Genomic DNA, 24,452 nt, shown 5'->3' with positions numbered 1-24,452 from the left:
AAGCGAAGCAGTCCACACACCAGGCCCCGGAGGCCCGTCACCGCACCCAACAACCACCCGGCCCGCCGCAGGCGCAACGGCGAGCAACCACCACGGCGGGAACGCCAAAAACGCGGGCCAAAGGCAAAGCGCAGCGAACGGGCGGGAAAGACAAAAACGTGGGACTAACCCCCAACGCGCCGGAGGAAGATCGCCTCCGCCAACGACAGTCGTTCCAGCTCCTGCGGAGACACGCTCTCGTTGACCGCGTGGATCTGGGCCTCCGGCTCGCTGAGGCCGATGAGGAGGATTTCTGCGTCGGGGTAGAGCGAAGCCAACGTGTTGCACAGGGGGATGGAGCCGCCCATGCCGGAGGTCTGCATCTCGGCGCCGTCGTAGGCCTCTTGGAGGGCCTCGGCCATGGAGGTGTACGCGGGGCTGGTGGTGTCGGCGCGGAACGCCTGGCCCTGGCCGACCTGTTCGACCGCGACCCGTGCGCCCCAGGGAGCGGCGGCCTCCAGGTGGGCGGCCAGTAGCTTGGTGGCCTCGGCCGCGTCCGTGCCCGGGGGGACCCGCAGGCTGACCAGTGCCCGGGCGCCTGCCTGTACGGACGGGGTGGCGCCGATCACCGGGGGGCAGTCGATGCCGAGTACGGTGACGGCCGGGCGGGCCCAGATCCGGTCGGCGATCGTGCCGTTGCCGAGCAGGCCGACACCGTCCAGGATCTTGGCGTCCTTGCGGAAGTCCTCCTCCGGGTACTGGAGGCCGTCCCAGGCGGCGTCCGCGGCGAGGCCGGTCACCGTCGTCGAACCGTCCTCGGCGCGCAGCGAGTCCAGGATGCGGATGAGTGCCGCCAGCGCGTCGGGGGCCGCGCCGCCGAACTGGCCGGAGTGCAGATTGCCTTCCAGGGTGTCGACCTGGACGCGGACCAGGGTCATGCCGCGCAGGGTCGCGGTCACCGTCGGCAGCCCGACCCGGAAGTTGCCGGTGTCGCCGATGACGATGGCGTCGGCGGCGAGCAGTTCCGGGTGTGCCTCGGCGTACCGCTCCAGGCCGCCGGTGCCCTGTTCCTCCGAACCCTCCACGATCACCTTGACGTTGACCGGGATGCCGCCGTGTTCCTTGAGCGCGCGCAGCGCCGTCAGATGCATGATCAGGCCGCCCTTGCAGTCCGCGGCACCGCGGCCGTACCAGCGGCCGTCGCGCTCGGTCAGCTCGAAGGGCGGGGAGATCCAGGCGGTCTCGTCCAGCGGGGGCTGCACGTCGTAGTGGGCGTACAGGAGGACCGTGGGAGCGCCGGGCGGGCCGGGGCGGAAGCCGTACACGGACTGGGTGCCGTCGGGGGTGTCCAGCAGTGCCACGTCCTGGAAGCCGTCCGCCCGCAGCGTGTCGACGATCCAGTTGGCGGCCGCCTCGCACTCGCTCTTGGGGAACTGGGCCGGATCCGCGACCGACTTGAAGGCCACCAGCTCGGCCAGCTCGGTCCTGGCGCGGGGCTGGAGTGCGGCGACGGTGCGTGCGAGCGGGCTGTCAGGCATGGAACGCTCCTTGTGGGCACGACGTTGTGCGTACGGGCCGTCCGGCCTCGTGAGCCGGACGGGCCGGACGTACGGGCATCAGTCACCCGATCTTCCCACAGGCCCCTTGTGCAACAGCGGCCCGTAGGATGCGGGGTACACGCAGCCAGGCATCGAACGGGAGCAGAAGCACAGGTGAGCAGCGAGCGGGCAGCGGAGGACAACCAGCAGGTGTGGGACGTCGTGGTGGTGGGCGCGGGGCCTGCGGGCGCCTCGGCCGCGCATGCCGCGGCCTGTACGGGACGCCGCGTCCTGCTCCTGGAGAAAGCGGAACTCCCGCGCTACAAGACTTGCGGCGGCGGCATCATCGGACCCTCCCGGGACTCCCTCCCGCCGGGCTTCGATCTGCCGCTGCGCGACCGGGTGCATGCGGTGACGTTCTCGCTGAACGGCCGGCTGGCCCGCACCCGCCGTTCCAAGAACATGCTCTTCGGGCTGATCAACCGCCCCGAGTTCGACGCCCGGCTGGTCGAGTCGGCCAAGGACGCGGGCGCGACGCTCCGTACGGGCGTCACGGTCTCCCGGGTGGAGCAGCACGGTGCCGAGGTGCCCGACCGGCGGACCGTCGCGGTGGTGCTCGGCGACGGCGAGGTGGTGCTGGCGCGTTCGGTGATCGGCGCGGACGGCAGCGCGGGCCGTATAGGAGCGCATGTCGGGGTCAAGCTCGACCAGGTCGATCTGGGGCTGGAGGCGGAGATCCCGGTGCCGCCGCCGGTCGCCGAGGACTGGGCGGGGCGGGTGCTCATCGACTGGGGGCCGATCCCCGGCAGCTATGGCTGGGTCTTCCCCAAGGGGGACACCCTCACCGTCGGTGTCATCTCCGCGCGTGGCGAGGGCGCGGCGACCAAGCGCTATCTGGAGGACTTCATCGGGCGGCTGGGCCTGGCCGGTTTCGAGCCGAGTATCTCGTCCGGGCATTTGACGCGCTGCCGCGCCGATGACTCCCCGCTGTCCCGGGGCCGGGTGCTGGTGTGCGGTGACGCGGCCGGGCTGCTGGAGCCGTGGACGCGGGAGGGCATCTCGTTCGCGCTGCGGTCCGGGCGGCTTGCGGGGGAGTGGGCGGTGCGGGTCTCCGAGGCGCATGACGCGGTGGATGCCCGTCGCCAGGCCCTCAATTACGCCTTCGCCATCAAGGCGGGCCTCGGGGTGGAGATGGGCGTGGGCCGTCAGATGCTCAAGGTCTTCTCGCGCCGCCCCGGTCTGCTGCATGCCGCGGTCACGGGCTTCCGCCCGGCCTGGCTGGCCTTTGCGAAGATCACCCGTGGGACGACGACGCTGGCCGAGATCGTGCGCACGCATGCGGTGGCGCGTCGGGCGCTGGAGGCGATGGACCGCGGCTGAGGCCGGGCGGCCGGGTGCCTGGAGAGCGGGCCGCCCGGTCCTGGTGCGAGGGCCCGGCTGTTCGCGCGTGGTGCGCGGGGCCGCGGGCCGCTCGCCCCAGGGTCTCGACGTGGGGCGGGCCGTACTCCCGCAGGAGTACGTCCGGTCACCGCGCCGGGCTGACGCCGCCGGGCCCCCTCGCGGACTAGCGTGACGGCATGGAGAACGCACGGCCGCCGTGGGCGCGGCGCTCCGTCGGCCCGGCGTGGGAGCGGTGGCTGGCGACCCCGCCCGGGGAACCGCGCGGGCGGCCCGGCACCCGGCTGCCCTGGCTGTCGACCCTCGTCGTGACGCTCGTGGTGACGGTCGGCTCCGGCTTCGCCGGTCACGGTCAGCCGGACCGCGTCCCGCTGGACTCCCTCGGGCGCGCGCTGCTGGTCCTCGGCGGTGCCCTGCTGCTGTTCCGGCACCGCTTCCCCCGCACCGTCGCCGTCGGCACGGCCACCGTCACCGCCGCCTATCTCGCGGCCGGCTATCCGTACGGCCCGGTCTTCCTCGTTCTCGCCCTCGGGGCCTTCGCGGCGGTCGTCGCGGGACACCGCAAGGTTGCCTGGTGGGCGCTGGGCGGGGTGTGGGCCTGCCATGTCCTGGTCGCCCACTGGCTCTACAGGTGGCTGCCGCCACCGCACGACGGGCCCGCGCCCTGGGGCGAGGAACTGCTGGTCACGGCCTGGGTGGTGGCCGTGGTGGCGCTCTCCGAGCTGGTGCGGGTGCGCCGGGAGCAGCTGGCGAGGGCCCACGCCGAGCGGGCCGCCGCGGAACGCCGCAGGGCGGACGAGGAGCGGCTGCGGATCGCCCGCGAGCTGCATGACGTCCTGGCCCACAGCATCTCCGTCATCAACGTCCAGGCGGGCGTGGGACTGGCGCTGCTCGACAGCGACCCGGAGCAGGCGCGGAGCGCGCTGACCACCATCAAGGACGCGAGCAAGGAAGCGCTCGGCGAGGTCCGTCAGGTCCTCGACACCCTGCGTACGCCGGGCGACGCGCCGCGCTCCCCGGCCCCCGGGCTGGACCGGCTGCCCGAACTCACCGAGCAGGCCGGCAGCGCCGGGCTCACCGTGGACATCACCACCGAGGGCACCCCGGCCACGCTGCCGCCCGGCACCGACCTCGCCGCGTTCCGCATCGTCCAGGAGGCGCTCACCAACATCGTCCGCCACTCCGGCTCCCGTACCGCCCGGGTGCTGCTCCGCCACACTCCCGGAGCGCTGGAGATCCGGGTCGACGACGACGGCCCGGCGACCGCCGGCGGGGGCGAGCCGGGCGGCGGCAACGGACTGATCGGGATGCGGGAGCGGGCCGCCGCGCTGGGCGGCACCGTCGAGGCGGGGCCGCGCCCGGACGGCGGCTTCCGGGTCCGGGCCCGTATCCCGCTGTCCGGTACGGGGACTCCGGACCCGGGCCAGGGGGCGGATACGGTGACCCCCACCGCCCCCGAGGAGGAGTCGTGATCCGGGTACTGCTCGCCGACGATCAGCTGCTGGTGCGGGCCGGCTTCAAGGTGCTGCTGGACGCCCAGCCCGATATCGAGGTGGTCGCCGAGGCCGCGGACGGGCAGCAGGCGCTGGCCGCGGTCCGCGAACACCGCCCGGACATCGTCCTGATGGACATCCGGATGCCGGTGGCGGACGGCCTGGTCGCCACCCGCCGGATCACCGGGGACCCACAGCTGTCCGATGTGAAGGTCGTCATGCTGACCACCTTCGAGCTGGACGAGTACGTCTTCGAGGCGATCCGCTCGGGAGCCTCCGGCTTTCTGGTCAAGGACACCGAACCGGAGGAGCTGCTACGGGCCGTGCGCGCGGTCGTCGCCGGTGACGCCCTGCTCTCGCCCGGTGTCACCCGCCGCCTCATCGCCGAGTTCGCGGCCCGCTCCAAGGAACCGGCCGCGGCCGATGCGCTGTCCGCACTGACCGAGCGGGAGCGCGAGGTGATGGCGCTGGTCGGCATCGGCCTGTCCAACGAGGAGATCGCCCGCCGGCTGGTCGTCAGCCCGCTCACCGCCAAGACGCATGTCAGCCGCACGATGGTCAAACTGGGCGCCCGCGACCGTGCCCAACTGGTCGTGCTGGCCTATGAGTCGGGGCTGGTGCGGCCCGGCTGGCTGGGGTGAGGCCGGAGGCGGGGCGATGGCCGTGGGCCGGACCAGCGGCCGGCCCGCCGCGCCGCCCCGGAAGCTCAGACGCCGCCCCGCTCCTGCCACAGCCGGGGCAGGGTCTCATCGCCGGTGAGGGTCAGCGCGTCCCACGGCAGACGGTTCCACAGCGCGAGATACAGCTCCTCGGCCGGGCCCTCGACCGTGCAGTCGGCCGGCTTTCCGGCGTCCGGACCGTCGGCGTCCGGGGCGGTGCGCACCGTCTGCGGCGGGGCGTCGGAGAGGTGGACGGTCCAGTCGGCGCCGGGGGTGTTCACGGCCCGCAGCCGCAGCGTACGGGGGGCGTCCGTGCGGAGCCGGCTGCGGTCGCGGGCGTGAAAGCCCGTCAGGAGTTCATCGATGCCGTCGGCGGCGAAGGCGGACGGCAGGGGCGTGAGGGAGGCGCCGAGCGCTTGCTGGGCGTCCGCGCGGTGCACCGAGGTCTCGTGCGCCTGCCGGCGGGCCCAGAACGCCAGGGGGGACGGGGCGGGCAGGAACGTCCAGGCGGACAGGTCCTGCGGCGCGGAGTGCAGCGCCAGGACGAGGTGGTGGTGGCCCTCGCGCAGCCAGGGAACGAGCTCATCGTCGGCCAGATCCGGGGCCTCGGGGGGACGGCTGGGCTGCTGCACGCCCTGCGTCACGAACTCCGTCGCCCAGCGGTGCACCCGTCCGACATGGGTGACCAGATCCCGCATCTGCCAGTCGGGACAGGCCGGAATCCGGGCATCCGGCCCCGCCTCCTGCGCGGCATCGGCGAGCAGGCCGCCGTCCAGTCGCAGCGTTTCGACGAACTCAGTGATCTCCATACCCACGAGTCTGCCAGCCGCCACTGACAGCGAACCCTCGCGGGTCCGGACGCCGACCGCGCAGCGGGCGACGGCGCCCGGGGTCGCCCCGGTGCGTCACGTTCGCCCGGTCTGTGCCCCTCGGGTGGCGCAGGCGATACCCGCCGCGAGCGCGGCGAGCAGGGCGAGGGTGGTCAGCGCGGCGGGCAGCCCGACGGCTTCGGCGAGGAAGCCGATGGCCGGCGGGCCGAGCAGCATGCCGCCGTAGCCGACCGTGGAGGCCACCGCGACGCCGTCCGGGCCGCCGGTCTCGCCGGCCCGCGCCAGGGCGATGGGGAAGATGTTGGCGAGGCCCAGGCCCGCGACGGCGAAGCCGGCACAGGCCCACCAGGCCGTGGGCGCGAGGGCGCCGAGCAGCATCCCCGCGGTCGCCGTCGTGCCGCCCGCGATCAGCGTCCGGGCCGCTCCGAAGCGCTGCACGACCGCCGTTCCGGACAGCCGCCCCACGGCCATCGCCAGCGCGAACACCGCGTATCCGGCGGCGGCCGTACCGGGCCCGGCGTCCAGGTCCTGGGAGAGGTGCAGCGCGCCCCAGTCGGCCATCGCCCCCTCGCCGTACGCGGTGCACAGGGCGATCAGCCCGAACACGAGCACCAGACGGCGCGCCCGGCCCGTCCGGCCGTTCCGCGAAGGGTCGTCCGCCGGCGCGGGCAGCCGCTCGGGGACCTCCGGCACCGGGTGCCGGCCCAGCGCGCGCCCCGCGACGGCCGTCACCAGCAGGCCGATCAGGGCGAGCACCAGAAGATGGACGGTGGCGGACAGCCCGCCCGCGAGCAGTCCGCCGAGGCCCGCGCCGAGCATGCCGCCCAGGCTGAAGGCGGCGTGGAAGCCCGGCATCACGGGGCGCCGCAGGGCGCCGATGAGCGCGACCGCGGCGCTGTTCATCGCGACGTTGAGCGCGCCGTAGGCGGCGCCGAAGAGCAGCAGGACGAGTCCCAGTGCGGTCGCGGAGCGGGTGAGCGGCGGCAGCACGATGCTCAGAGACAGGGCAGCCGCGGCGGCGACCGTCACCAGGGGGCTGCCGAACCGCCGGCAGAGCCGTCCGGCGATCATCATGAAGGCGACCGCGCCGGCCGACACGCCGAGCAGGGCGAGCCCGAGGGCGCCCGCTCCGGCGCCGGCCTGCGCCTTGATCGCGGGGATCCGGACGACCCATCCGGCAAAGAGGAAGCCGTCCATGGCGAAGAATGCGGTGAGCGCGATACGGGTGCGGGTCAGGCTCGGCCCGGTGGGGACGGAGCCTCGCTCCCGTGTGGGGACCCTCCGCATTTTGTTTAGCGTCGGCACAAAGTCAGAATAGGGGTGTGACCCAGACTCGGACAACCAGGCTGGAGCGGGGCCGCGGCGCCCTCGGACCCGCACTGGAGCTCGTACACACCGGCCGCGCGCCCACCCGCGCCGTCCTGACCTCCGAACTCGGCGTGACCCGCGCGACCGCGGGAGCGGTGGCCGCCGAGCTCGAAGCGCTCGGCCTGATCACCGTCGACTCCCGGCCGACCGCCTCGGCCGGCTCGCAAGGGCGGCCCTCCCACCGGCTGTTCGTCGCCGAGCGCGGACCGGTCGTGCTCGCCGCGCAGATCCACGCGGACGGTTTCCGGGTCGCTCTGGTCGGCCTCGGGGGCCGCATCGTGGCGACCTCGACCGGCTGCGGCGCCATCCCCGCCGACCCGGCGCATGTGCTCGCCGATGTCGTCGCGGCCGGCGCCGACCTGCTGCGCGAGACCGGACGGCGCTGCCTCGGCGCCGGCCTCGCGGTGCCCTCCGCGGTCGCCGAACCCGACGGCGAGGCCCTCAACCCGCTGCATCTCGCCTGGCCTCGGGGCGCCCCCGTACGCGCGCTCTTCCTGCGCTCGCTCGCCGACGCCGGCATCCCGGGCGTCACCGAGCAGATCGGCTTCAGCGGCAACGATGTCAATCTCATGGCGCTCGCCGAACACCGGCACGGGGCCGGCCGCGGCGCCCGCGACCTGCTCTGCGTGGCCTCCGGGCACCGGGGCGTCGGCGGCGCGCTGGTGCTCGACGGCCGTCTGCACAGCGGCAGTTCGGGCCTGGCGCTGGAAGTCGGCCATCTGACCGTCCACCCCGAAGGGGCCCCCTGCCACTGCGGCAGCCGCGGCTGCCTGGACGTCGAGGCGGACCCGCTCGCCTTCCTCGGCGCCGCGGGCCGCGAACCGGGCCCCGAGGGCTCCCTGCTCCAGCAGTCCGCCGATCTGCTGCGGAACGAGTACGCCGATCCGGGCGTCCGTGCCGCCGCCGATCTCCTCATCGACCGCCTCGGCCTGGGCCTCGCCGGCCTCGTCAACATCCTCAACCCCGACCGCATCGTCCTCGGCGGACTGCACCGCGCCCTGCTGGAGGCCGACCCGGAACGGCTGCGCGCGGTGGTCGCCGACCGCAGCCTGTGGGGCCGCAGCGGCGGGGTGCCGATCCTGCCGTGCAGCCTCGACCACAACAGCCTGGTCGGCGCGGCCGAACTGGCCTGGCAGCCGGTGCTGGACGATCCGCTGGTCGTCGTCGACCGGTAGGGGCGGTCCGCGGGGCGGCGCGGGGCGCAGCGTGGTCCGCTGAGGGCGGCTGGGCACGGCCTGTGCCCCGCGGCAGGGCCAGGGCCAGGCACCGGGGCACAGCGGAAGACGGCGGAGTCCGTAGGCTGCGGTCATGATTCCCGAAGCGGTCGCGCGCAGTCCGTACGTCAGCCTGGTCACCTTCCGCCGGAGCGGGACCCCGGTCGCCACCCCCGTATGGGCGGTGGCCGAGGGGGCCGAACTCCTGGTGTGGACGCGGGACGACAGCTGGAAGGTGAAGCGGCTGCGGCATGACCCGCGGGTGACCGTCACCCCGTGCGATGTGCGCGGCCGGATCGCCGAGGGCGCCCGGACCGTCGAGGGCACCGGCCGGCTCCTGGAGGGGGTGGCCGGGCTGGGCCGGGTGCGCAAGGCGATGGCGCGCAAATACGGGCTGCGGTTCCGGCTGATGGACGTCGTCGGCGCGCTGGTGCGCGGCGGCAAGCGGCCGCATGTGGGGATTTCGGTCACCCTGTAGTGGCCGGGCGCGCCGCCCGAACTCTCGGCTCCGTTCACCCGCTCCCGTGTGGCGCCCGCGCCCAGTCGGCGGCGAATGCGCGCGCCGGGTTGGCCGTCAGGAACCGGGTCACCAGGTCCGCGCCCAGCGCGCGTGCCAGCCGCTCCCGGTGGCGGCGCAGCAGATACGGCATGCCGGGGCCGCCGTTGACCGATCTGGCGCCGGCCGTGGTGGTGTCGCCGCCCAGCAGGATCCGGTCGGCGAAGCCCGCGTCGGCCAGCGCGGCCAGTGCCTCGGGGAGCCGCCAGTCGGTCGCGTGATGGGCCCGTGAGGGGCCGTCGAAGGCCAGATACGCCCCGGCCTCGGCGGCCGCCCGGTGCACGACGAGGTCCGGCGAGCGGTTGAGATGACCGAGGATCACCCGGTCCGGCGGGACCGCCAACGTGCCGCAGAGCAGGTCGAGTACGTCCAGCGCCCCGGTGCCCAGCTCCAGGTGGACGCCGAGGGCGGCGCCGGTCGCCCGCTGGGCCTCGGCGGCGGCCGTCATGGTGTGCCGGGCGTGCCGGTCCAGCCCGTGGAAGCCGCCGGCGACCTTGATCATCCCGGCCCGGGGGCCGGTGCCGCCGATCCCTTCGGTCAGCTCGCCGACGAACAGCCCGGCCAGGTCCGCACCGACCCGCGCCAGCAGCTCGGGGGAGTAGTGCGCCGCCTGGTGCAGCCCGGTGGCGGCGACGATCCGTACGCCCGACTCCCGTGCCAGCCGCGGCAGTTCGGCGGCGCGGCGGCCCATGCCGTACGGCGTCCACTGGATCACCGCCCCGCCCCCGGCCGCGCGGAAGGCGCTCAGCTCGGCGGCCGTCGCCTCGGCGTCGTCCAGCTCCTGGCCCGGGAGTTGGGGACTGCGCAGGAAGAGATGGTCGTGGGCGTCGCAGACGCCGAGGTCGGCGGGCGCGATATCGCCGAGGACCGTACGGACGGCGGGGGAGGCGGGGGCTTCCGCGGCGGCCCGGTTCACCACTGTCGTCCCTCGCCCAGCAGGCCGGTGCCCGGGGCGGACAGGTGCAGTACCTGATAGCGGTCGCCCGCGGACCGCGGGGCGCCGTCCGTCCAGAGGGTGAAGTGGACCAGTTCCCAGCGCCGCGGGTCGAGGGCCAGCGCGGTGGTGTGCACCCCGTCCGTAGTGGCCAACTCCTCGTGTCCGGCGACCTCTTGCGTGATGACGGTGGCGGCGTCGGCGTCCCCGGCGAGCGGCACGGTCCGCCGGGTGAAGGCGCGGGGGAGCGCACCGGCGGCCGGGCCGGGGCGGTGGAACAGCCCCTGCCAGTGCTGGACGGCCGGCCGGCCGAAGTCGCGGACCACACCGCGGAATCCGTCGCCGAGGAGGAAGCGGTTCATGGCCTCCGGGTCGGCCCAGAGATAGAACGGCGCGTACTGGTTGACCGGCGCGCCGTCGACCCCGCGCTCCCGGATCCCGTACGCCTTCAGGCCGAGCCCGGGGAAGTCGTCCAGGAGGTGGCCCCTGGTCCGGACGCGGTCCCGGATGATCTGCATGTCGTAGTCGGCGGGCAGGGTGATCGCGTACTGCATGGCGTGCATGACGGGCTCCGTACGGGTGCGGGGAGGGGCTCAGCCGGTGGTGCGGGTGCCGGGCGTGCACTGTGCGGCGAGCAGCGCCAGCACGCCCCGCACGGCGGCGTCGAAGGGCGCGGGGTCGTCGGCCGCGCGGGCCAGGACATAGCCGCCCTGGACGACGGCCGCGACGGCCGCGGCGCCGGCCGCCGGATCCAGCCCGGCGGACAGCTCCCCACGGCTCTGCCCTTCGGCGAGCACCTCGGCGATCCGGCCCTGGAGCCAGCCGAACAGCTCGTCCAGCGGCTGCCGCAGCTCCGGGCTGTGCACCACATCGCGGTCCTGTGTCATCCGGCCGATCGGGCAGCCGCGCAGCACCCGCCGCTCACGCAGCAGATACGCCGCGACCCGGTCGTACGCCGTACCGGGACCGCCCAGGCACGACTCGGCGCCCTGCTTCAGCTCCTCCGCGGTGCGCCGGATCGCCGTCAGGGCGAGCTCGGACTTGCCCGTGAAGTGGTGGTACATGCTGCCCTGGCCGACGCCCGAGCGCTCCAGGATCGCCTTGGGGCTGGTGCCGACATAGCCCCGCTCCCACAGCAACTCCTGGGTGCTCCGGACGAGTCGCTCCTGTGTGCCGAGCGGTTCCTGAGTGCTCATGCACGGCACTGTACATACTAGTAGTTACAGTGATCAAGGATGGGGGAGGGGGGAACGGGGGCGCGGGGGCCTCCGGGCGGCGGGGAGCAGCCGTCGGCGCCCCGCGTACTTCCCGCGTCGTACGGGACGGAGCCGCTGGCCGTACGACGACCGGCGGCCCCCGAAGGGCGAGTCTCGAAGGAGGCCGGACATGCCCGGTCCGGCCGGGACCGAAGGCCCCGGCCGACACCTTCCCCTTCAAGGAGCTGATTGCGATGTTCGAACTCGCCGACCCCTGGTCCGGGGGTGGCCCCGGCCCCTGGGTCCTGTTCGTCCCCGTCGTCTGGGTGCTGGTCATCGCCGGCGTGGTGACAAATGGACCGCTTTTGAGACCGGCGCAGACTCGGTAGAGCTTGAGGTCGCAGTCTCGCGAGCGGCCGGTCGTTCAGCGGGGCAGGATGCGCAGTACTGCCTCGTGTTCGCCGCTGAGCCGCAGGCCTTGCTGTACTGCGGCGCTCAGGTCGAGGTCGCCGAGCAGGGTCGCGGCCAGCAGGTGCGGCGGTCCGGTCAGGGACGCGGTGGGGTGGTCGACCCGGCCGGCGTGTGTGTGCACCGAGCCGTCCTTGACTTCGATGACCAGGTCTTCGTTGCCGTCGGCGTGCAGTTGCAGGGCGATTGCCGGCTGGTCGGGGCGGTGGTCGGTCAGTGCCCGGGCGGGCATGTCCAGCCAGTGGGTGCGGAAGGTGTCGCTGCCGGCCGGCTCACGCAACAGCGGAATTCCCCATCGGCTCAGTTCCTGCAGCACCGGCTCCAGCGCGCGGCCACGCTCGGTGAGGGAGAACAGGGTGGTGGCCACCGGCGGCGGGGCGGCCTCGCGGTGGATCAGGCCGGCTTCCTCGAGTTCGCGGAGCCGGTCGACCAGCAGGTTGCTGGCGATCCCGGGCAGCCCGTTGCGCAGGTCGGTGTGCCGGCAAGGACCGAGGGCGAGCAGTTCGCGGACGATCAGCAGGGTCCATCGGTCGCCGATGGTGTCCAGTGCTTTCGCGATGCCGCAGTACTGCCCGTAGGTGCGCATGCCCCCACCCTACATTTGTGACGTTGAGATTCAAAACTCTCTTGTTGACTTTCTCAACAACGTCGGTCTAGCGTCGCTGCCCATGACCACCACCCTTTCCGTGCGTCGGCTGGCCTGGGCCGGCGTCGAGATCCGTCTCGGCGACACCCGCCTGCTGATCGACCCGCTCGAGAACGTCGCTCCGCTGGCGCCGGTGATGGGGCAGCCGCACCGGCCGGTCGACCCGGTCGATACCCCGCCCGGCACCCACGCCCTCATCACCCACCTGCACCCCGACCACTACGACCACGACCTGATCGCCCGGATCGCGGCCACCGGCACGATCGGCTGCCACACCCCGAGCGCGGCCGGGCTGCGCGAGGCGGGCATCACCCCCGTTGCCCAGGACCTGGGCCAGTCGCGGCGCATCGGAAAGCTGACCGTCACCCCGGTGACCTCGCTGGACTGGCGCGGCAACGACTGTGACCAGGTCGCCTGGGTCGTCGAAGGCGCCGGCCGGCGGGTCATCCACTGCGGCGACACCCAGTGGCACGGCAGCTGGTGGCAGATCGCCCGCGACCACGGCCCGTTCGACGTCGCGTTCGTCCCGGTCAACGGCGTCATCGCCCACTTCGAGGGCTACGCGGCCAACGTCCCGGCGACCATGACCCCCGAGCAGGGCGTCGAGGCCGCCGTCGCACTCGGCGCCGGCACCGTCTGCGCCATGCACTACGGCCTGTTCCACAACCCGCCGTTCTACACCGAACAACCCGATATCGAGCAGCGCTTCCAGCACGCCGCCGACGAGCGGGGCATCACCGCGGCCATCATCGCCGACGGCCAGCCCGTCCTCTGACCATCAGAAACAAGGAGCAACACATGAAGATCGTCCTGTTCGGTGCCAGCGGCAACATCGGTCGGCCCACCACCGAGGAATTGCTGCGGCGCGGCCACACCGTCACCGCGGTCACCCGAGCCGGCCACGTCGACGGCCTCGAGCACAAGGCCCTGACCGTGACCACCGGTGACGTCACCGACCCCGCGGCGGTCGCCGGCCTCGCCGCCTCCCACGACGCCGTGCTCTCGGCCGTCGGCCCCCGGATCGGCCAGGAAAGCGACCGCGCCACGATCGTCGGCGCCGCCCGTGCGCTGATCGACGGACTCCGCCGAGCCGGCGTCACCCGCCTGGTCACCATCGGCGGTGCCGGTAGCCTGCGCACGCCGACCGGCGCCCGGGTCATGGACGACCCGGACTTCCCCGCGCTGTGGAAGGCCAACGCCCAGGCCCAGTCCGAAGCGCTCGACCTCTATCGCGGCGTGCACGATCTCGACTGGACGTACGTGTCGCCCGCCGCGGTCATCGGAGCGGGCGAGCGGACCGGGGCCTACCGCAGCGCCGGGGACACCCTGCTCACCGACGACGACGGCAACAGCCGCATCTCGTACGCCGACTACGCGATCGCCTTGGCCGACACGATCGAGAGCGGCACCGCGATCCGCCGCCGCATCACCGTGGCGTACTGAGCCATGAGCAACGACGCCGCCGGCCGGCAAACCCGATTCATCGTCCTGCTCGCAGCGCTCGTGGCCCTGGGACCACTGTCCATCGACGGCTACCTGCCCGGACTGCCGGACCTCGCCGGCGACCTGCGCGCCAGCGCCGCGGCCACCCAGCTCACCATCACCGCCTGTCTGGCCGGGCTGGCCATCGGGCAGCTGATCGCCGGGCCGCTGAGCGACACCTACGGCCGGCGGCGCCCGTTGCTGGCGGGCCTCGCCCTCTACACGATCGCCAGCGCGCTCTGCGCGGTGGCGCCCGACGTCCGGACCTTCGTCGGCCTACGCCTGGTCCAGGGCATCGGCGGGGCGTTCGGCATCGTCATCGCCAACGCCAACGCCATGGTCCGCGACCGCACCTCCGGAACCCGCACCGCACGTCTCTTCTCCGCACTGACCTTGATCACCGGCCTGGCGCCGGTGTTCGCGCCGGTCCTCGGCGGCCAGCTACTGCGCGTCACGGCCTGGCCTGGAATCTTCGTGGCCCTGGCCGTACTCGGCGCCGTGATGCTGGCGGCCTCCGCCGCAGGACTGCCGGAGACCCGGCCCTCCGCGTCACGCCAGCCGCTGCTGGCTGTCGTCGGGCAGCTGCTCAGCGACCGGGTCTTCACCGGGTACGTCCTGGCCAACGGCCTGGTCTTCGCGGCGATGTTCGCCTACATCTCCGGCTCGCCGTTCGTCCTGCAGGAAATCCACGGCCTGTCACCGCAGCAGTACAGCGCCGTGTTCGCCGTCAACGCCGCCGGACTCATTGCGGCCGCCCAGATCAGCGGCCGGCTGGTGGCCCGGGCCGGCGCCCGCGTGCTGCTGCTCGCCGGTCTGCTGGGCGCGACAGCCGGTGGCACCACGGTCCTGGGCGCGGTGCTGACACGGGCACCCCTGCCCGTGCTCCTGACCGGCCTGTTCGTCCTGGTCTCCAGCGTGGGCCTGGTCATGCCGAACGCCGCGGCCCAGGCCCTGGCCGACCACGCCGGACACGCCGGGTCGGCCGCCGCTCTGCTCGGCTTCAGCCAGTTCATGTTCGGCGGGGCACTTGCTCCGCTGGCCGGCGCGGGTGGCGCCACCGACGCCTTGCCGATGGGAATCATCGTCGCCGTGCTGCCGGCGCTCGCTCTGCTCACACTCGGCGTCCTCACCCGGTCGATGCCCGGTGAGCGCACTCGCAGGCCGGCTCGCCAAGGACCTGCCGGGCACCGGCAACCGCGCCGGCACATCGATCGCAGACGAGCCGGCATCCAGTGAGCCGTTTCATCCTTCGTAGCGCAAGGCTCACTGCTGCGCCGCACCGTCTGGCGCCATGGCGGGCCCGGACGGCCGTTCCGCGGACCGCAGTACCCCGCCCGTGCCGAGACGCCCTCACCCGTCGCGGTCCTCGGCCGTCGCTTCGCCGCGGGCGAGATCGACGAGGAGGAGTACTGGCGCCGGCTCTCCGTCCTGGAGGAACACTTCGGCGCGGGCCCCAAGGGGGGCGCGGCATGACCGCCGGCTGACGGGGACGGCCCGTCAGCCGACCCTGGTGCCCCGACTGCGGGCGTGCGAGCCGGTCACCGTACGGGCGTCCTCCAGCTGCACGGACTCCCCGTATCCGCAGACCGTACGGGCCTCTTCGGGCGGCGTGGTCAGGGCCGGAAGGGTGAACCACACGACCTTGCCGCTGCCGTCCGGGCGCACCCCCCAGCTCTCGCTGAGCGCCGCGATCAGCGCCAGGCCGCGGCCGCAGGTCTCCCAGCTTTCGGCGACCCGGATACGGGGCAGCCGGGGGTCCTCGTCGTGTACCGACACCGTCAACTGATCCAGAAGAACGCACAGTTCCACGGTGCATTGCTTGCTGGGACGGGCGTGCCGGTGCACATTGGCGAGGAGTTCGGTCACCCCGAGCGCCGCCGGGTCTATCAGGGCGTCGAGACGCCAGTACCGCAGCTGGGCGGAGACGATTCTGCGCACATGTCCGATGCGAGCCGGAACGGCTTGGAGCTCCACCGTGCAGTGCCTGCTGGGCTGCCTGATCACGACCGCGACTCCCTGATGAGGCCGGGCGCCCCTCGTACCGGGCAGGGGCGAAGATCGGATCCAGCGATGCCGACTGCACCACAGCGTCACCGCTGGTGAACCCTCAGTGATACGAGTCCAGGGTCAGGCAGCCGCAGCGCTCCCGCAACCGCACCTCCACGGCCGGAGCAGACCGTCAGCGGCGCGGCGGGCGGGCCGCCTCCAGGGCCTTGAAGAAGAGTTCCGGGGTGCCGAGCGTGAGCGAATAGCGGTGCCCGTTGAGCGTGGCAAGCGCCCGGTCCCGCGCCGCGAACAGCGGTTTATGGGCCTGTACGGCCTGGAGCGGGGCACTGTCGATCTCGGTGCCGTAGCTGGTCAGCAGCGCCAGCCTGCCGTCGCTGATGACGACCTGGCCGGCGCGGGTCAGGGACCGCAGCCATCGCTCGATCCGTACGCCGGTCGCGTTGAACTCAGGCTCCGCCATGCCGGCACCTCCTCGGTAGACGGGCAGCTGCCCTCCACCGCCCCTTGGGGGAAGTCTGCCGGTACCGCGCCCGGCGCACCAGTGGCACCGGCCCGCGGTGCGCACAACAGCCCTGTCCCCTGGCCTCCTTGGGGTATCTCAAAGTGATGTTTATGCAGGTGAGAAGGGTGCGGCGGGTGGTTATAGTCGGAAGCGGCCCGCGGATTTCCACGGGCCTTCACACCCCCGGAGGAGCGCGCCGTGAGCACTGCACAGCAGCCGCAGAGCCGGCCTGACCACCAGGCCGCGGCCGAAGCCCCGATACCGACCGTCGACGTCGACCGCACGGATCAGGACTACCGAAGCTGGCTCAAAGAAGCCGTGCGCAAGGTCCAGGCGGATGCCAACCGCACCGCCGACACCCACCTGCTGCGCTTCCCGCTGCCCGAGCGGTGGGGCATCGACCTCTACCTCAAGGACGAGTCGACGCACCCCACCGGCAGCCTCAAGCACCGGCTGGCCCGCTCGCTGTTCCTCTACGGGCTGTGCAACGGCTGGATCCGCCCCGGCAAGCCCGTCATCGAGTCCTCCAGTGGCTCCACGGCCGTCTCCGAGGCGTATTTCGCCTCCCTCATCGGGGTGCCGTTCATCGCGGTGATGCCGGCCACCACCAGCCGCGAGAAGGCCCGGCTGATCGAGTTCCACGGCGGCACCTGCCATCTGGTGCAGGACCCGCGGACCGTCTACGAGGTCTCCGCCCGGCTCGCCGCCGAATCCGGCGGCCACTACATGGACCAGTTCACCTACGCGGAACGGGCCACCGACTGGCGCGGCAACAACAACATCGCCGAGTCGATCTACCAGCAGCTGCGGCTGGAGCGCTATCCCGAGCCCGCCTGGATCGTGGCCACCGCGGGTACCGGCGGCACCTCCGCGACCATCGCCCGCTATGTCCACTACATGCAGTACGACACCCGCATCTGCGTCCCCGACCCGGAGAACTCCTGCTTCTTCGACGGCTGGCGCACCGGCGACGCCAAGACCGACTGCGCCACCGCCTCGCGTATCGAGGGCATCGGGCGGCCCCGGATGGAGCCGAGCTTCGTGCCCGGCGCCATCGACCGGATGATGAAGGTCCCGGACGCGGCCAGCGTCGCGGCCGTACGCGCCCTGGAGACCGCGATAGGCCGCAAGGCGGGCGGGTCGACCGGCACCGGGCTGTGGAGCGCCCTGAAGATCGTCGCCGAGATGGTCGCCGTGGGCCGTACGGGATCCGTGGTCACCCTGCTGTGCGACCCCGGTGACCGCTACCTCGACAAGTACTACTCCGACGCCTGGCTGGCCGCCCAGGGCCTGGACATCACGCCCTACGCGCGCACCATCGACGAGTTCCTGGCCACCGGCTCCTGGCCCGCCTGACCCGCCGGGCGGGATTCGGAGGCAGTCAGGGCCGGGTGAGCCGCCGGGCGGGCCGCGGAGGCAGGGCTCAGGACCGGGTCAGCCTGCGGTCCAGGGCTCGCGCCGACTGCCGGAAGGCGTGGCCCAGGCCGGGCCTGGCCAGCGTCAGCAGCGAGCGGAACGGCGCCGGGCCGTCCGCCGCGAACGTCCACCGCAGCCGGGTGCCGCCGCCCGCCGGCGTCAGCCGCCAGTCCTCCAACAGGGCCCGCAGACCAGGGGCGTTGGTGGTGTCGACCCGGTAGGCGTAGTGCGCGTCGGGCTCGGCTGCCAGGACCGTCTCGGTGAAGCGGGTGCCACCGGTCAGCCGCACCTCCCGGCCCGCGCCGCCCCGCGTCGCCGCCGAGCGCGCCACGCCGGTGAACCAGCACGACCAGCCGGCCACATCGTCCGCCAGCGCCGCGTACACCGCCTTCGGCGGCGCACCGACCTCCGCGGCGAACACCAGCCGCAACGGGGCGGACTCGACGAAGTCGAGCTCTACGGGGCGGAGTCGGCGTGCCATGGGACGAGCACCCCCTACGGGACGGTCGGTGATCCTGCGCGGCTCACCATAGCTGGCGACCCGTCAGATGTCTGCGTCGTCCGGCTGCTCGCCCGCCACCACCAGCTCCGGCGGCAGCTCCGCGAACTCCGCACGCGTCTGCGCGGGAATCCCGGCATCCGTCACCAGCACATCCACCTCGTCCAGCGTCGCGAACGAACTCAGGCCGACCGTGCCCCACTTGGTGTGGTCGGCGACCACCACCACCCGCCGCGCGGACCGCACGAAATGCCGGTTGGTCTCCGCCTCCGCCAGATTCGGCGTCGACAGACCCGCCTCGACCGATATGCCGTGCACCCCGAGGAAGAGCACATCGAAGTGCAGCGACCGGATCGCGGCGTCCGCCACCGGGCCCACCAGGGTGTCCGACGGCGTACGCACCCCGCCCGTCAGGACCACCGTCGCGGCCCCCGCGCGTGGTCCCGTGCCGCCGCTGGCCGCCGCCCGCTGCGCGGTGTAGAACACATCGGCCACCCGCACCGAATTCGTCACCACCGTCAGATCCGGCACCTCCAGCAGCTGCTGGGCCAGCGCGAACGCGGTCGTGCCGCCCGCCAGCGCGATCGCGCTGCCCGGCGCCGCCATCTCGGCCGCCGCCTTCGCGATGTCCTCCTTGGCGCTCAGCTCCAGCGCCGACTTCGCCTCGAAACCGGGCTCATGCGCACTCGGCTCGCTGACCGGCACCGCGCCGCCGTGCACCTTCTCCACCAGGCCCTGGCGGGCCAGCGCATCCAGATCGCGACGGACCGTCATGTCCGACACGTTCAGCTTGCGGGTCAGCTCATTGACCCGCACCCCGCCCCGCCGTCTGACCTCGTCGAGAATCAGGGCACGCCGCTGCTCCGCGAGGAGATTCTGGTTGTCGCTCACCCCGGCCCGTCCCTTCCGCCCCGGCTCGCTGTGTCGGGTCGTACGCGCTGGCTTTCCCGCCTGCGATCACTGATTGCCCACATCCTCGCACGAGGCACTGACAGTGACGGCGTGGTCGGGGGAGACGGGTGGGGGCGGTGGGGTGCTGGGGCGGCATTGCGGCGCGTGCCAGGTGGGGCTTCGGGGGAGGGCGTGGCTGCCGCTGGTTGCCCCGGCGGTTGCTCCCCCGCCCCCTCCCCCTCTCCCCCTTCGGGGGAGGGGGCGGGGGTGGGTTCGGGGGTGGGGGGACGCGCGAAGCCGCGAAGCCGCCCCCAAGAACCCCACCCCCCACGGTGCTGGATGTCCCCGCGAAGGGAAGAGACAATCCTGGGGGCGTCGCACCGCATGGCGCCGCACGGACTACGGGGGAATTCAGTGGAGACCGCGGATCCGACACCGCACGCCCGCTCAACGGACCGTGACACCGCAGCAGATGGGCCACCGCGCAGCGCACCGCAGCTCTCCCTGGAGCTGCTGGTGCACGGTGTCGGCGGCACCACCGCCCAGGAGATGCTCGGTGACCCACGCGTCCAGCTGATCACCGGCGACGACACCGCCGCCTGCTACCGCCGCACCGACGACGCGGACGCCGAGCAACGCCCCGACGGCTACCGGGGCGAGCCGGTCCGCGAGGCGTACTGCTGGTCCAACCTCACCTCGGGCAACGGCGCCCGCGCCCTGTGGCTGATCCTGGTGCCGTTCATGGTCGCCAACCTCGCCCACTGGATGCGCCCGGCCGCCCCGTCCGAGCATCCGGCCCAGCGGATCTACGACCTGCTCGTCCGGATCCTCGCCCTCACCCTCACGGTCCTGCTCGCCGCCGCGGCCTGTGAGGTGGCCCTCGACCTCACCGCCTGGCAGTGCGCCGGCACCACCGTCTGCGCCGCCGGCAAATCCTGGATGGGCTTCCTCAGCCCCGACAACTCCGGCTGGTGGAGCGCCCCGGGCCGCCGTCTCGCGCTCGCGTCCATGGTGCCGCTGCTCGTCATCGGCTTCCTGTGGGGGCTCTCCCGGCGCACCTGGAGCGCCTACGAATCCGCCTCACCGCCGCCGCGGCTGCCCGGCACCTCCCGCGACACCCCGGTCGCCGAGCGCACCGCGCTCAGCCGTGAGGGCTTCTGGTACGGCCGCCGGCTGGTCGCCAGGCTGCGTGCGGCGCACACCACGGCCGGGGTGCTGACCGTGGCCGCGGTGCTGCTCGCCGCCGCCGCGAAGGCCGACGGGGACGGCGGCCACCCCGTCCTCGCGGTCACCGGCCGGGCACTGACCGCCCTGGTCATCGTGCTCGCCGCGGCCACCCTGATCGTGGTCTGGCGCACCGCCCGCAGCGAGGACGCACCGGACGTCGCCTCGGACCACCTGGTCGTCCGGGCACTGCCGTTCGCCTCCCTGGCGGTGCTGGCGCTGACCATGCTGCACATCGGCTGGGCCCGCCCCGGTGCGCGCAGCCACGGCCCGCTGCCCGGCGCCGACGCCTTCGGCGGGATCGCCGTCTTCCAGGGGGTGCTGGTCCTGGCGCTGGCGGTGACCGCCTGGGTACTCCAGCGCGCGGCCCGCGACGACGCCCGCACCGCGCTGCGCGGCATGGGCGGGCCCGCCGTCGCGCTGCTGGCGTGTGCGGTCGGCGGGGTGCTGTCCGGGGGCGTCGCCCAGCGCTTCGCGGACTGGCTGGACGGCGGCGCGACCCCCGGTCAGGCGCACGCCCCCATCCCCGGGCCACCGGTGCTGCTGTCCTGGCAGGCCTCGGTCATTCCCGCGCTGCTGGTGGTCGTCGCCGCGGTCGCGGTGCTCGCCGCCGTCCGCGTGGTGATCGTCCGCAACCGGGTGGCCAAGGACGTCCCCGGGCTCTACGACCCGCGCGAGCAGCCCGACGCGGGCCGCACCAAGCGCATCGCCGCGACCATCGCCGGCGCCGGACTCACCGACTCCGCGCCCGTCCTGATCGCCGCCACCTCCGCCGTCACCCTCGTCCTCGGGGCCGGCGCGGTGATCGGCGCGTGGCTCACCGGCCGGGCGCCCGGCCGCGCCACCGAAGGCGCGCCGCCCGTCGTGCACGCCGCCGCCGAGACCGCGGAGTCCCTGGGGTCCTGGCTGATGGGCGCCGGCGTCATACTGCTGATCACCATGGGCCGGCGCGCCTACCGTGACCACTCCGCCCGCCGCACCATCGGCATCCTCTGGGACGTCGGCACGTTCTGGCCGCGCGCCGCCCACCCCTTCGCACCGCCCTGCTACGCCGAGCGCGCCGTCCCCGACCTCACCTGGCGGATGGCCACGTGGACCGAGCGGTTCGACGGCCGGCTGGTGCTCTCCGGGCACTCCCAGGGCAGTGTGCTGGCCGCCGCCGCGGTCTGGCAGCTGGACCTGGTCACCCGCAGCCGCGTCGCCCTGCTGACGTACGGCAGTCCCCTGGAGCGTCTCTACGGGCGCTGGTTCCCGGCCTTCTTCGGGCCGCCCGCGCTGACCGGGCTGCACCGCGAGATGGACGACTGGCGCAATCTGTGGCGTTTCACCGACCCCATCGGCGGCCCGATCCGGCTCACCTGCGAGGGCGGCCGGCGGATCGACCAGGGGCCGCTGCGCGACCCGCTCTCCTTCGGCCGCACGCTACAGAACCCGCTGCCCGCCCAGATCCTGGGCCACGGTGACTATCAGGCCGACCCGGTCTTCGTGACGGTCCGCGCCGAGCTGATCGCCCGGCTCAGCCCGGACCTGCCGGGTCAGCGGCCCGCTGACGCGAGCACCGAGGGGCGCCCGGATCAGGGGAGTTCGGGCAGGTCGTCCGGGTAGAGCAGGGTCAGGTCGTCGGTGCTCGGGTCGGTCAGCTGCGCCACCCGGCCCGCGTGCCGCTCGACCATCGCCTCGAACGTCTGCCGTGCGGTACGGCCGTTGCCGAAGGAGGGGCCCTTGGGGAGCGCGGTGAAGTACTTCAGCAGCGCCTCGCCGGCCCCCTCGGCGAGGTGGTACTCATGCTCCTCGCCCTGCTGCTCGACGATCCGCAGCAGCTCCTCGGGCGCGTAGTCACCAAAGGTGATGGTCCGTGAGAATCGGGACGCCACACCGGGGTTGACCGCAAGGAAGCGCTCCATCTCGGCGGTGTAGCCCGCCACGATCACCACCACCGCCTCCCGGTGGTCCTCCATCAGCTTCACGAGGGTGTCGATGGCCTCCTTGCCGAAGTCCCGTCCGGAGTCCTCGGGGGAGAGGGCGTACGCCTCGTCGATGAACAGCACCCCGCCACGCGCCCGGTCGAACGCCTCCTGGGTACGGATCGCCGTCGAGCCGATGTGCTCGCCCACCAGGTCCACCCGGGACACCTCGACCAGATGCCCGCGCTCCAACACCCCCAGGGACGCCAGGATTTCGCCGTACAGCCGGGCCACGGTCGTCTTGCCGGTGCCGGGGGAGCCGGTGAAGACCAGATGGCGGCGCACCGACGCGGCCTTGAGCCCCGCCTCCTGCCGCCGGCGCCCCACCTCGATCATGTTGATCAGGCTGCGCACCTCACGCTTGACGCTCTCCAGCCCCACGAGGGTGTCCAGCTCGCCCAGCACCTCGTCGGAGGGCCGGCTGCTGACGGCCGGCTCCGCGGGCACCGGCGCGGGCGCGGCCGGCGGCGGGCCCTGCGCCGGGACGTTGCCCAGCAGCCCGGCCGTCTGCGTCATCTGCTGTACGGCGGGTGCCGTCGCCCCGTCGGCCGGTGCCGGTACGGCGCGGCTCTCGTCGCTGGTGCAGTCCTGGACCGTCGGCCCGTCGCCCTGGCCGGCCCCGCCCTCGGCGAACTCGTAGCCGCCGCGGGCGCACCGCTCCGTACGGCACCGGGTCAGCGTCGTACGGCAGCCGTCGATCACATGGAAGCCGAAGCCCGAACTCCCGGTGACCCGGCAGCCCTGGAAGGTGCCGCGGCCCTCGGCGGAGACATAGAAGCCGGCCTCGGCCGGTGAACTGACCGTGCAGCCCTCGATGGTGGGGTCCGCGCCCTTGGTGACGATCACGCCGGTCTGCGCACCGTCGATGGTGCAGTTGGCGAGCGTGCCGCCGCTGCCGTGGTCACGGAACCAGGCACCCGTCGCGGCCTCCCGGATCCGGCAGTCGTCCAGCTGCACGGTCGCCCCGTCGCTCACCGACACCGCGGTGTTGCGGACCTGCGCGATATCGCAGTCGACGACATCGGCGCGGGAGCCCCGGTCCAGGACGAACAGCGCGTCCGGGACGTCGTGTACCCGGGTCGCGTCCAGTACGGCGGTGGCGCCGTCGCTCACCCACACCGCCGGGTAGTCGCCCGTACTGTCGTGGATCTCGCACTGGTTGGCGTCCACCCGGGTCCCCGGGTCCCAGACGGACAGCCCGTTGCGTCCGAAGTGCCGCACCGTGCTGCGGGTCAGGGTCAGCACCGAACGGGACCGCAGATCGACGGCGTTCTCCGGGATGTCGTGGATATCGCAGTCGGCGAGGGTGAGCACCGCGTCGGTGTCCAGGGTGACGCCGTCGGCGGCGGTGCGGTGGACCGTGCAGTCGGTGAAGTGCCCGGTGGCCCGCGACGCGACCTGGATGCCCGCGCCCTTGATCTCGTACAGCTCGCAGCCCACCGCCTCGACCGCGCTGCCCTCGCCGTGCAGCGACAGCCCGGCGCCCGAGGCGTGGTGGATCCGGCAGTTCTCCAGCCGGGGGTGGGCCCCGCCGCGCACCGCCACGCCGGCCTGTCCGGCGGCCATCACCTCGCACTCCTCGAAGACCCCGCCGGCGCCGTCCAGGACGCTGATGCCCACTCCGCCCGCGTTGTCGACCGTGCAGCGGCGCACCGTGGGGCGGGCACCGCCGCGGACCTCGATGCCGGACGCGGACCGGGTCACCACCCGCAGCCCGGCCAGCTCCGGCGCACCGTCCTCCACCAGCAGCGCGGGCGCCGCCGAATCCGTCGCCTCCAGATGCAGATCGTGGACGGTGGCCGAGGCGCGTACGGTCAGCGCCACCCCGTCGGACGGGGCGATCCGCACCGAACCGCGCGCGCCGTCCGGGCCGCGCAGGGTCACCGCGCGCGCCAGCACCAGATTCTCGCGGTAGGTACCGGCCGGGACGGTCAGCACATCACCGTCCCCGGCGGCCTCCAGGGCGGCGGCGAGCGAGCTGTACTCCCCTGTACGGCGTCGCCAACGGGACGTTCCGGAGTGCGTCACCTGGACCGAGCCCTGTGCCATGGCGCTGTCGTGCCCCCACTTCGTGCGGCTGTTGTCGGCCCGGCACCATCCGTCCGCGGATGTCCGTATTCCGGTCTGCGAGGCCCCAGCCGAGAGGCTGGCGCCACCACCGTAGCGCGCCCGGCGGGCGGCAGTTGAC

Annotated in this window: 23 protein-coding genes and 1 pseudogene; 12 read left to right on the top strand and 12 right to left on the bottom strand. The window is 73.3% G+C overall.

From position 1 onward, the window contains the following. Nucleotides 1-164 precede the first annotated feature (164 nt). A complete protein-coding gene (locus AC3EUV_RS24645; RefSeq protein ID WP_435603924.1) occupies nt 165-1,517 on the bottom strand; it encodes a dipeptidase in 1,353 nt (450 codons plus the stop codon). A gap of 174 nt (nt 1,518-1,691) precedes the next feature. Between AC3EUV_RS24645 and AC3EUV_RS24640 the strand changes: the two genes are divergently transcribed. The 3 genes from AC3EUV_RS24640 (at nt 1,692) to AC3EUV_RS24630 (ending at nt 5,049) form a co-directional block, all read left to right on the top strand. After that, nucleotides 1,692-2,897 carry a geranylgeranyl reductase family protein gene (locus tag AC3EUV_RS24640; RefSeq protein ID WP_432143239.1) on the top strand — a complete coding sequence of 402 codons (1,206 nt, stop codon included), beginning with the start codon at nt 1,692-1,694 and terminating at the stop codon, nt 2,895-2,897. Between the two features lie 197 nt (nt 2,898-3,094). Beyond that, nucleotides 3,095-4,387 carry a sensor histidine kinase gene (locus tag AC3EUV_RS24635; protein WP_435603923.1) on the top strand — a complete coding sequence of 431 codons (1,293 nt, stop codon included), beginning with the start codon at nt 3,095-3,097 and terminating at the stop codon, nt 4,385-4,387. Next, on the top strand, nt 4,384-5,049 hold the full coding sequence (locus tag AC3EUV_RS24630) for a response regulator (RefSeq protein WP_432143241.1): 666 nt from the start codon (nt 4,384-4,386) through the stop codon (nt 5,047-5,049). The genes AC3EUV_RS24635 and AC3EUV_RS24630 overlap by 4 nt, the downstream gene beginning before the upstream one ends. 65 nt (nt 5,050-5,114) lie before the next feature. On the opposite strand, the gene AC3EUV_RS24625 is transcribed toward AC3EUV_RS24630, so the two are convergent. After that, nucleotides 5,115-5,876 (bottom strand): maleylpyruvate isomerase family mycothiol-dependent enzyme, encoded by a 762-nt coding sequence (locus tag AC3EUV_RS24625; protein WP_435603921.1) that lies wholly within the window; start codon nt 5,874-5,876, stop codon nt 5,115-5,117. Between the two features lie 96 nt (nt 5,877-5,972). Then, entirely contained in the window at nt 5,973-7,202 is a 1,230-nt protein-coding gene (locus tag AC3EUV_RS24620) for an MFS transporter (protein ID WP_435603920.1), read from the bottom strand. Nucleotides 7,203-7,219: 17 nt separating this feature from the next. Between AC3EUV_RS24620 and AC3EUV_RS24615 the strand changes: the two genes are divergently transcribed. Both AC3EUV_RS24615 and AC3EUV_RS24610 read left to right on the top strand, forming a co-directional pair. Next, entirely contained in the window at nt 7,220-8,440 is a 1,221-nt protein-coding gene (locus tag AC3EUV_RS24615; RefSeq protein WP_432143244.1) for an ROK family protein, read from the top strand. A gap of 133 nt (nt 8,441-8,573) precedes the next feature. Next, entirely contained in the window at nt 8,574-8,957 is a 384-nt protein-coding gene (locus AC3EUV_RS24610; RefSeq protein ID WP_435603919.1) for a PPOX class F420-dependent oxidoreductase, read from the top strand. A gap of 34 nt (nt 8,958-8,991) precedes the next feature. Here AC3EUV_RS24610 and AC3EUV_RS24605 read toward each other — a convergent pair whose 3' ends face one another. Genes AC3EUV_RS24605 through AC3EUV_RS24595 form a run of 3 tightly spaced genes read right to left on the bottom strand, consistent with a single transcriptional unit; the run spans nt 8,992 to nt 11,165 of the window. Then, nucleotides 8,992-9,951, bottom strand: a complete 960-nt coding sequence (locus AC3EUV_RS24605; protein ID WP_435603918.1) for a phosphotriesterase family protein — start codon at nt 9,949-9,951, stop codon at nt 8,992-8,994. Next, complete coding sequence (locus AC3EUV_RS24600) at nt 9,948-10,532, bottom strand: DUF4865 family protein (protein ID WP_432143247.1); 585 nt, start codon at nt 10,530-10,532, stop codon at nt 9,948-9,950. The genes AC3EUV_RS24605 and AC3EUV_RS24600 overlap by 4 nt, the downstream gene beginning before the upstream one ends. Before the next feature lie 30 nt (nt 10,533-10,562). Beyond that, complete coding sequence (locus tag AC3EUV_RS24595; RefSeq protein ID WP_435603917.1) at nt 10,563-11,165, bottom strand: TetR/AcrR family transcriptional regulator; 603 nt, start codon at nt 11,163-11,165, stop codon at nt 10,563-10,565. A gap of 254 nt (nt 11,166-11,419) precedes the next feature. On the opposite strand from AC3EUV_RS24595, the gene AC3EUV_RS24590 reads away from it, so the two are divergent. After that, nucleotides 11,420-11,554, top strand: coding sequence for a hypothetical protein (locus AC3EUV_RS24590; RefSeq protein WP_432143249.1), 135 nt, complete (start codon nt 11,420-11,422; stop codon nt 11,552-11,554). A gap of 35 nt (nt 11,555-11,589) precedes the next feature. Here the strand turns inward: AC3EUV_RS24590 and AC3EUV_RS24585 are convergent, their stop codons facing one another. Next, nucleotides 11,590-12,219, bottom strand: coding sequence for a winged helix-turn-helix transcriptional regulator (locus tag AC3EUV_RS24585; RefSeq protein ID WP_201883198.1), 630 nt, complete (start codon nt 12,217-12,219; stop codon nt 11,590-11,592). Nucleotides 12,220-12,301: 82 nt separating this feature from the next. Here AC3EUV_RS24585 and AC3EUV_RS24580 point away from each other — a divergent pair, with 82 nt between their 5' ends. From AC3EUV_RS24580 to AC3EUV_RS24565, 4 genes and pseudogenes are all read left to right on the top strand, one after another. Beyond that, on the top strand, nt 12,302-13,054 hold the full coding sequence (locus tag AC3EUV_RS24580; protein ID WP_432143250.1) for an MBL fold metallo-hydrolase: 753 nt from the start codon (nt 12,302-12,304) through the stop codon (nt 13,052-13,054). Nucleotides 13,055-13,077: 23 nt separating this feature from the next. Further along, on the top strand, nt 13,078-13,722 hold the full coding sequence (locus tag AC3EUV_RS24575; RefSeq protein ID WP_201883201.1) for an NAD(P)-dependent oxidoreductase: 645 nt from the start codon (nt 13,078-13,080) through the stop codon (nt 13,720-13,722). A gap of 3 nt (nt 13,723-13,725) precedes the next feature. Further along, a complete protein-coding gene (locus AC3EUV_RS24570; RefSeq protein WP_435603916.1) occupies nt 13,726-14,997 on the top strand; it encodes a multidrug effflux MFS transporter in 1,272 nt (423 codons plus the stop codon). Between the two features lie 27 nt (nt 14,998-15,024). Next, a pseudogene (locus AC3EUV_RS24565) lies at nt 15,025-15,234 on the top strand (SHOCT domain-containing protein); the annotation flags it as partial. A gap of 24 nt (nt 15,235-15,258) precedes the next feature. Here AC3EUV_RS24565 and AC3EUV_RS24560 read toward each other — a convergent pair. Together AC3EUV_RS24560 and AC3EUV_RS24555 are read right to left on the bottom strand one after the other, a co-directional pair. After that, on the bottom strand, nt 15,259-15,765 hold the full coding sequence (locus tag AC3EUV_RS24560; RefSeq protein WP_432143252.1) for an ATP-binding protein: 507 nt from the start codon (nt 15,763-15,765) through the stop codon (nt 15,259-15,261). 175 nt (nt 15,766-15,940) lie between these two features. Further along, the gene (locus tag AC3EUV_RS24555; RefSeq protein ID WP_387247854.1) at nt 15,941-16,228 is read right to left on the bottom strand and encodes a hypothetical protein; all 288 of its coding nucleotides are present in this window, start codon (nt 16,226-16,228) and stop codon (nt 15,941-15,943) included. 240 nt (nt 16,229-16,468) lie between these two features. On the opposite strand from AC3EUV_RS24555, the gene AC3EUV_RS24550 reads away from it, so the two are divergent. Further along, nucleotides 16,469-17,626 carry a PLP-dependent cysteine synthase family protein gene (locus tag AC3EUV_RS24550; protein ID WP_432143253.1) on the top strand — a complete coding sequence of 386 codons (1,158 nt, stop codon included), beginning with the start codon at nt 16,469-16,471 and terminating at the stop codon, nt 17,624-17,626. A gap of 67 nt (nt 17,627-17,693) precedes the next feature. On the opposite strand, the gene AC3EUV_RS24545 is transcribed toward AC3EUV_RS24550, so the two are convergent. Together AC3EUV_RS24545 and AC3EUV_RS24540 are read right to left on the bottom strand one after the other, a co-directional pair. Further along, nucleotides 17,694-18,167: an SRPBCC family protein gene (locus tag AC3EUV_RS24545; RefSeq protein WP_432143254.1), complete on the bottom strand. Its 474-nt coding sequence runs from the start codon at nt 18,165-18,167 to the stop codon at nt 17,694-17,696. A gap of 63 nt (nt 18,168-18,230) precedes the next feature. Further along, nucleotides 18,231-19,076, bottom strand: coding sequence for a DeoR/GlpR family DNA-binding transcription regulator (locus tag AC3EUV_RS24540; protein ID WP_432143255.1), 846 nt, complete (start codon nt 19,074-19,076; stop codon nt 18,231-18,233). Between the two features lie 414 nt (nt 19,077-19,490). On the opposite strand from AC3EUV_RS24540, the gene AC3EUV_RS24535 reads away from it, so the two are divergent. Then, nucleotides 19,491-21,905 carry a hypothetical protein gene (locus AC3EUV_RS24535; protein ID WP_435603915.1) on the top strand — a complete coding sequence of 805 codons (2,415 nt, stop codon included), beginning with the start codon at nt 19,491-19,493 and terminating at the stop codon, nt 21,903-21,905. Here the strand turns inward: AC3EUV_RS24535 and AC3EUV_RS24530 are convergent. Next, nucleotides 21,875-24,313, bottom strand: a complete 2,439-nt coding sequence (locus AC3EUV_RS24530) for a right-handed parallel beta-helix repeat-containing protein (RefSeq protein ID WP_432143257.1) — start codon at nt 24,311-24,313, stop codon at nt 21,875-21,877. The two genes, AC3EUV_RS24535 and AC3EUV_RS24530, sit on opposite strands and share 31 nt — an antisense overlap. Nucleotides 24,314-24,452: the final 139 nt, after the last annotated feature.

Source organism: Streptomyces sp. bgisy130 (genome assembly GCF_057708345.1).
The sequence above is the reverse complement of the archived record's forward strand: the minus strand, read 5'-3'. Positions and strand labels throughout refer to the sequence as shown.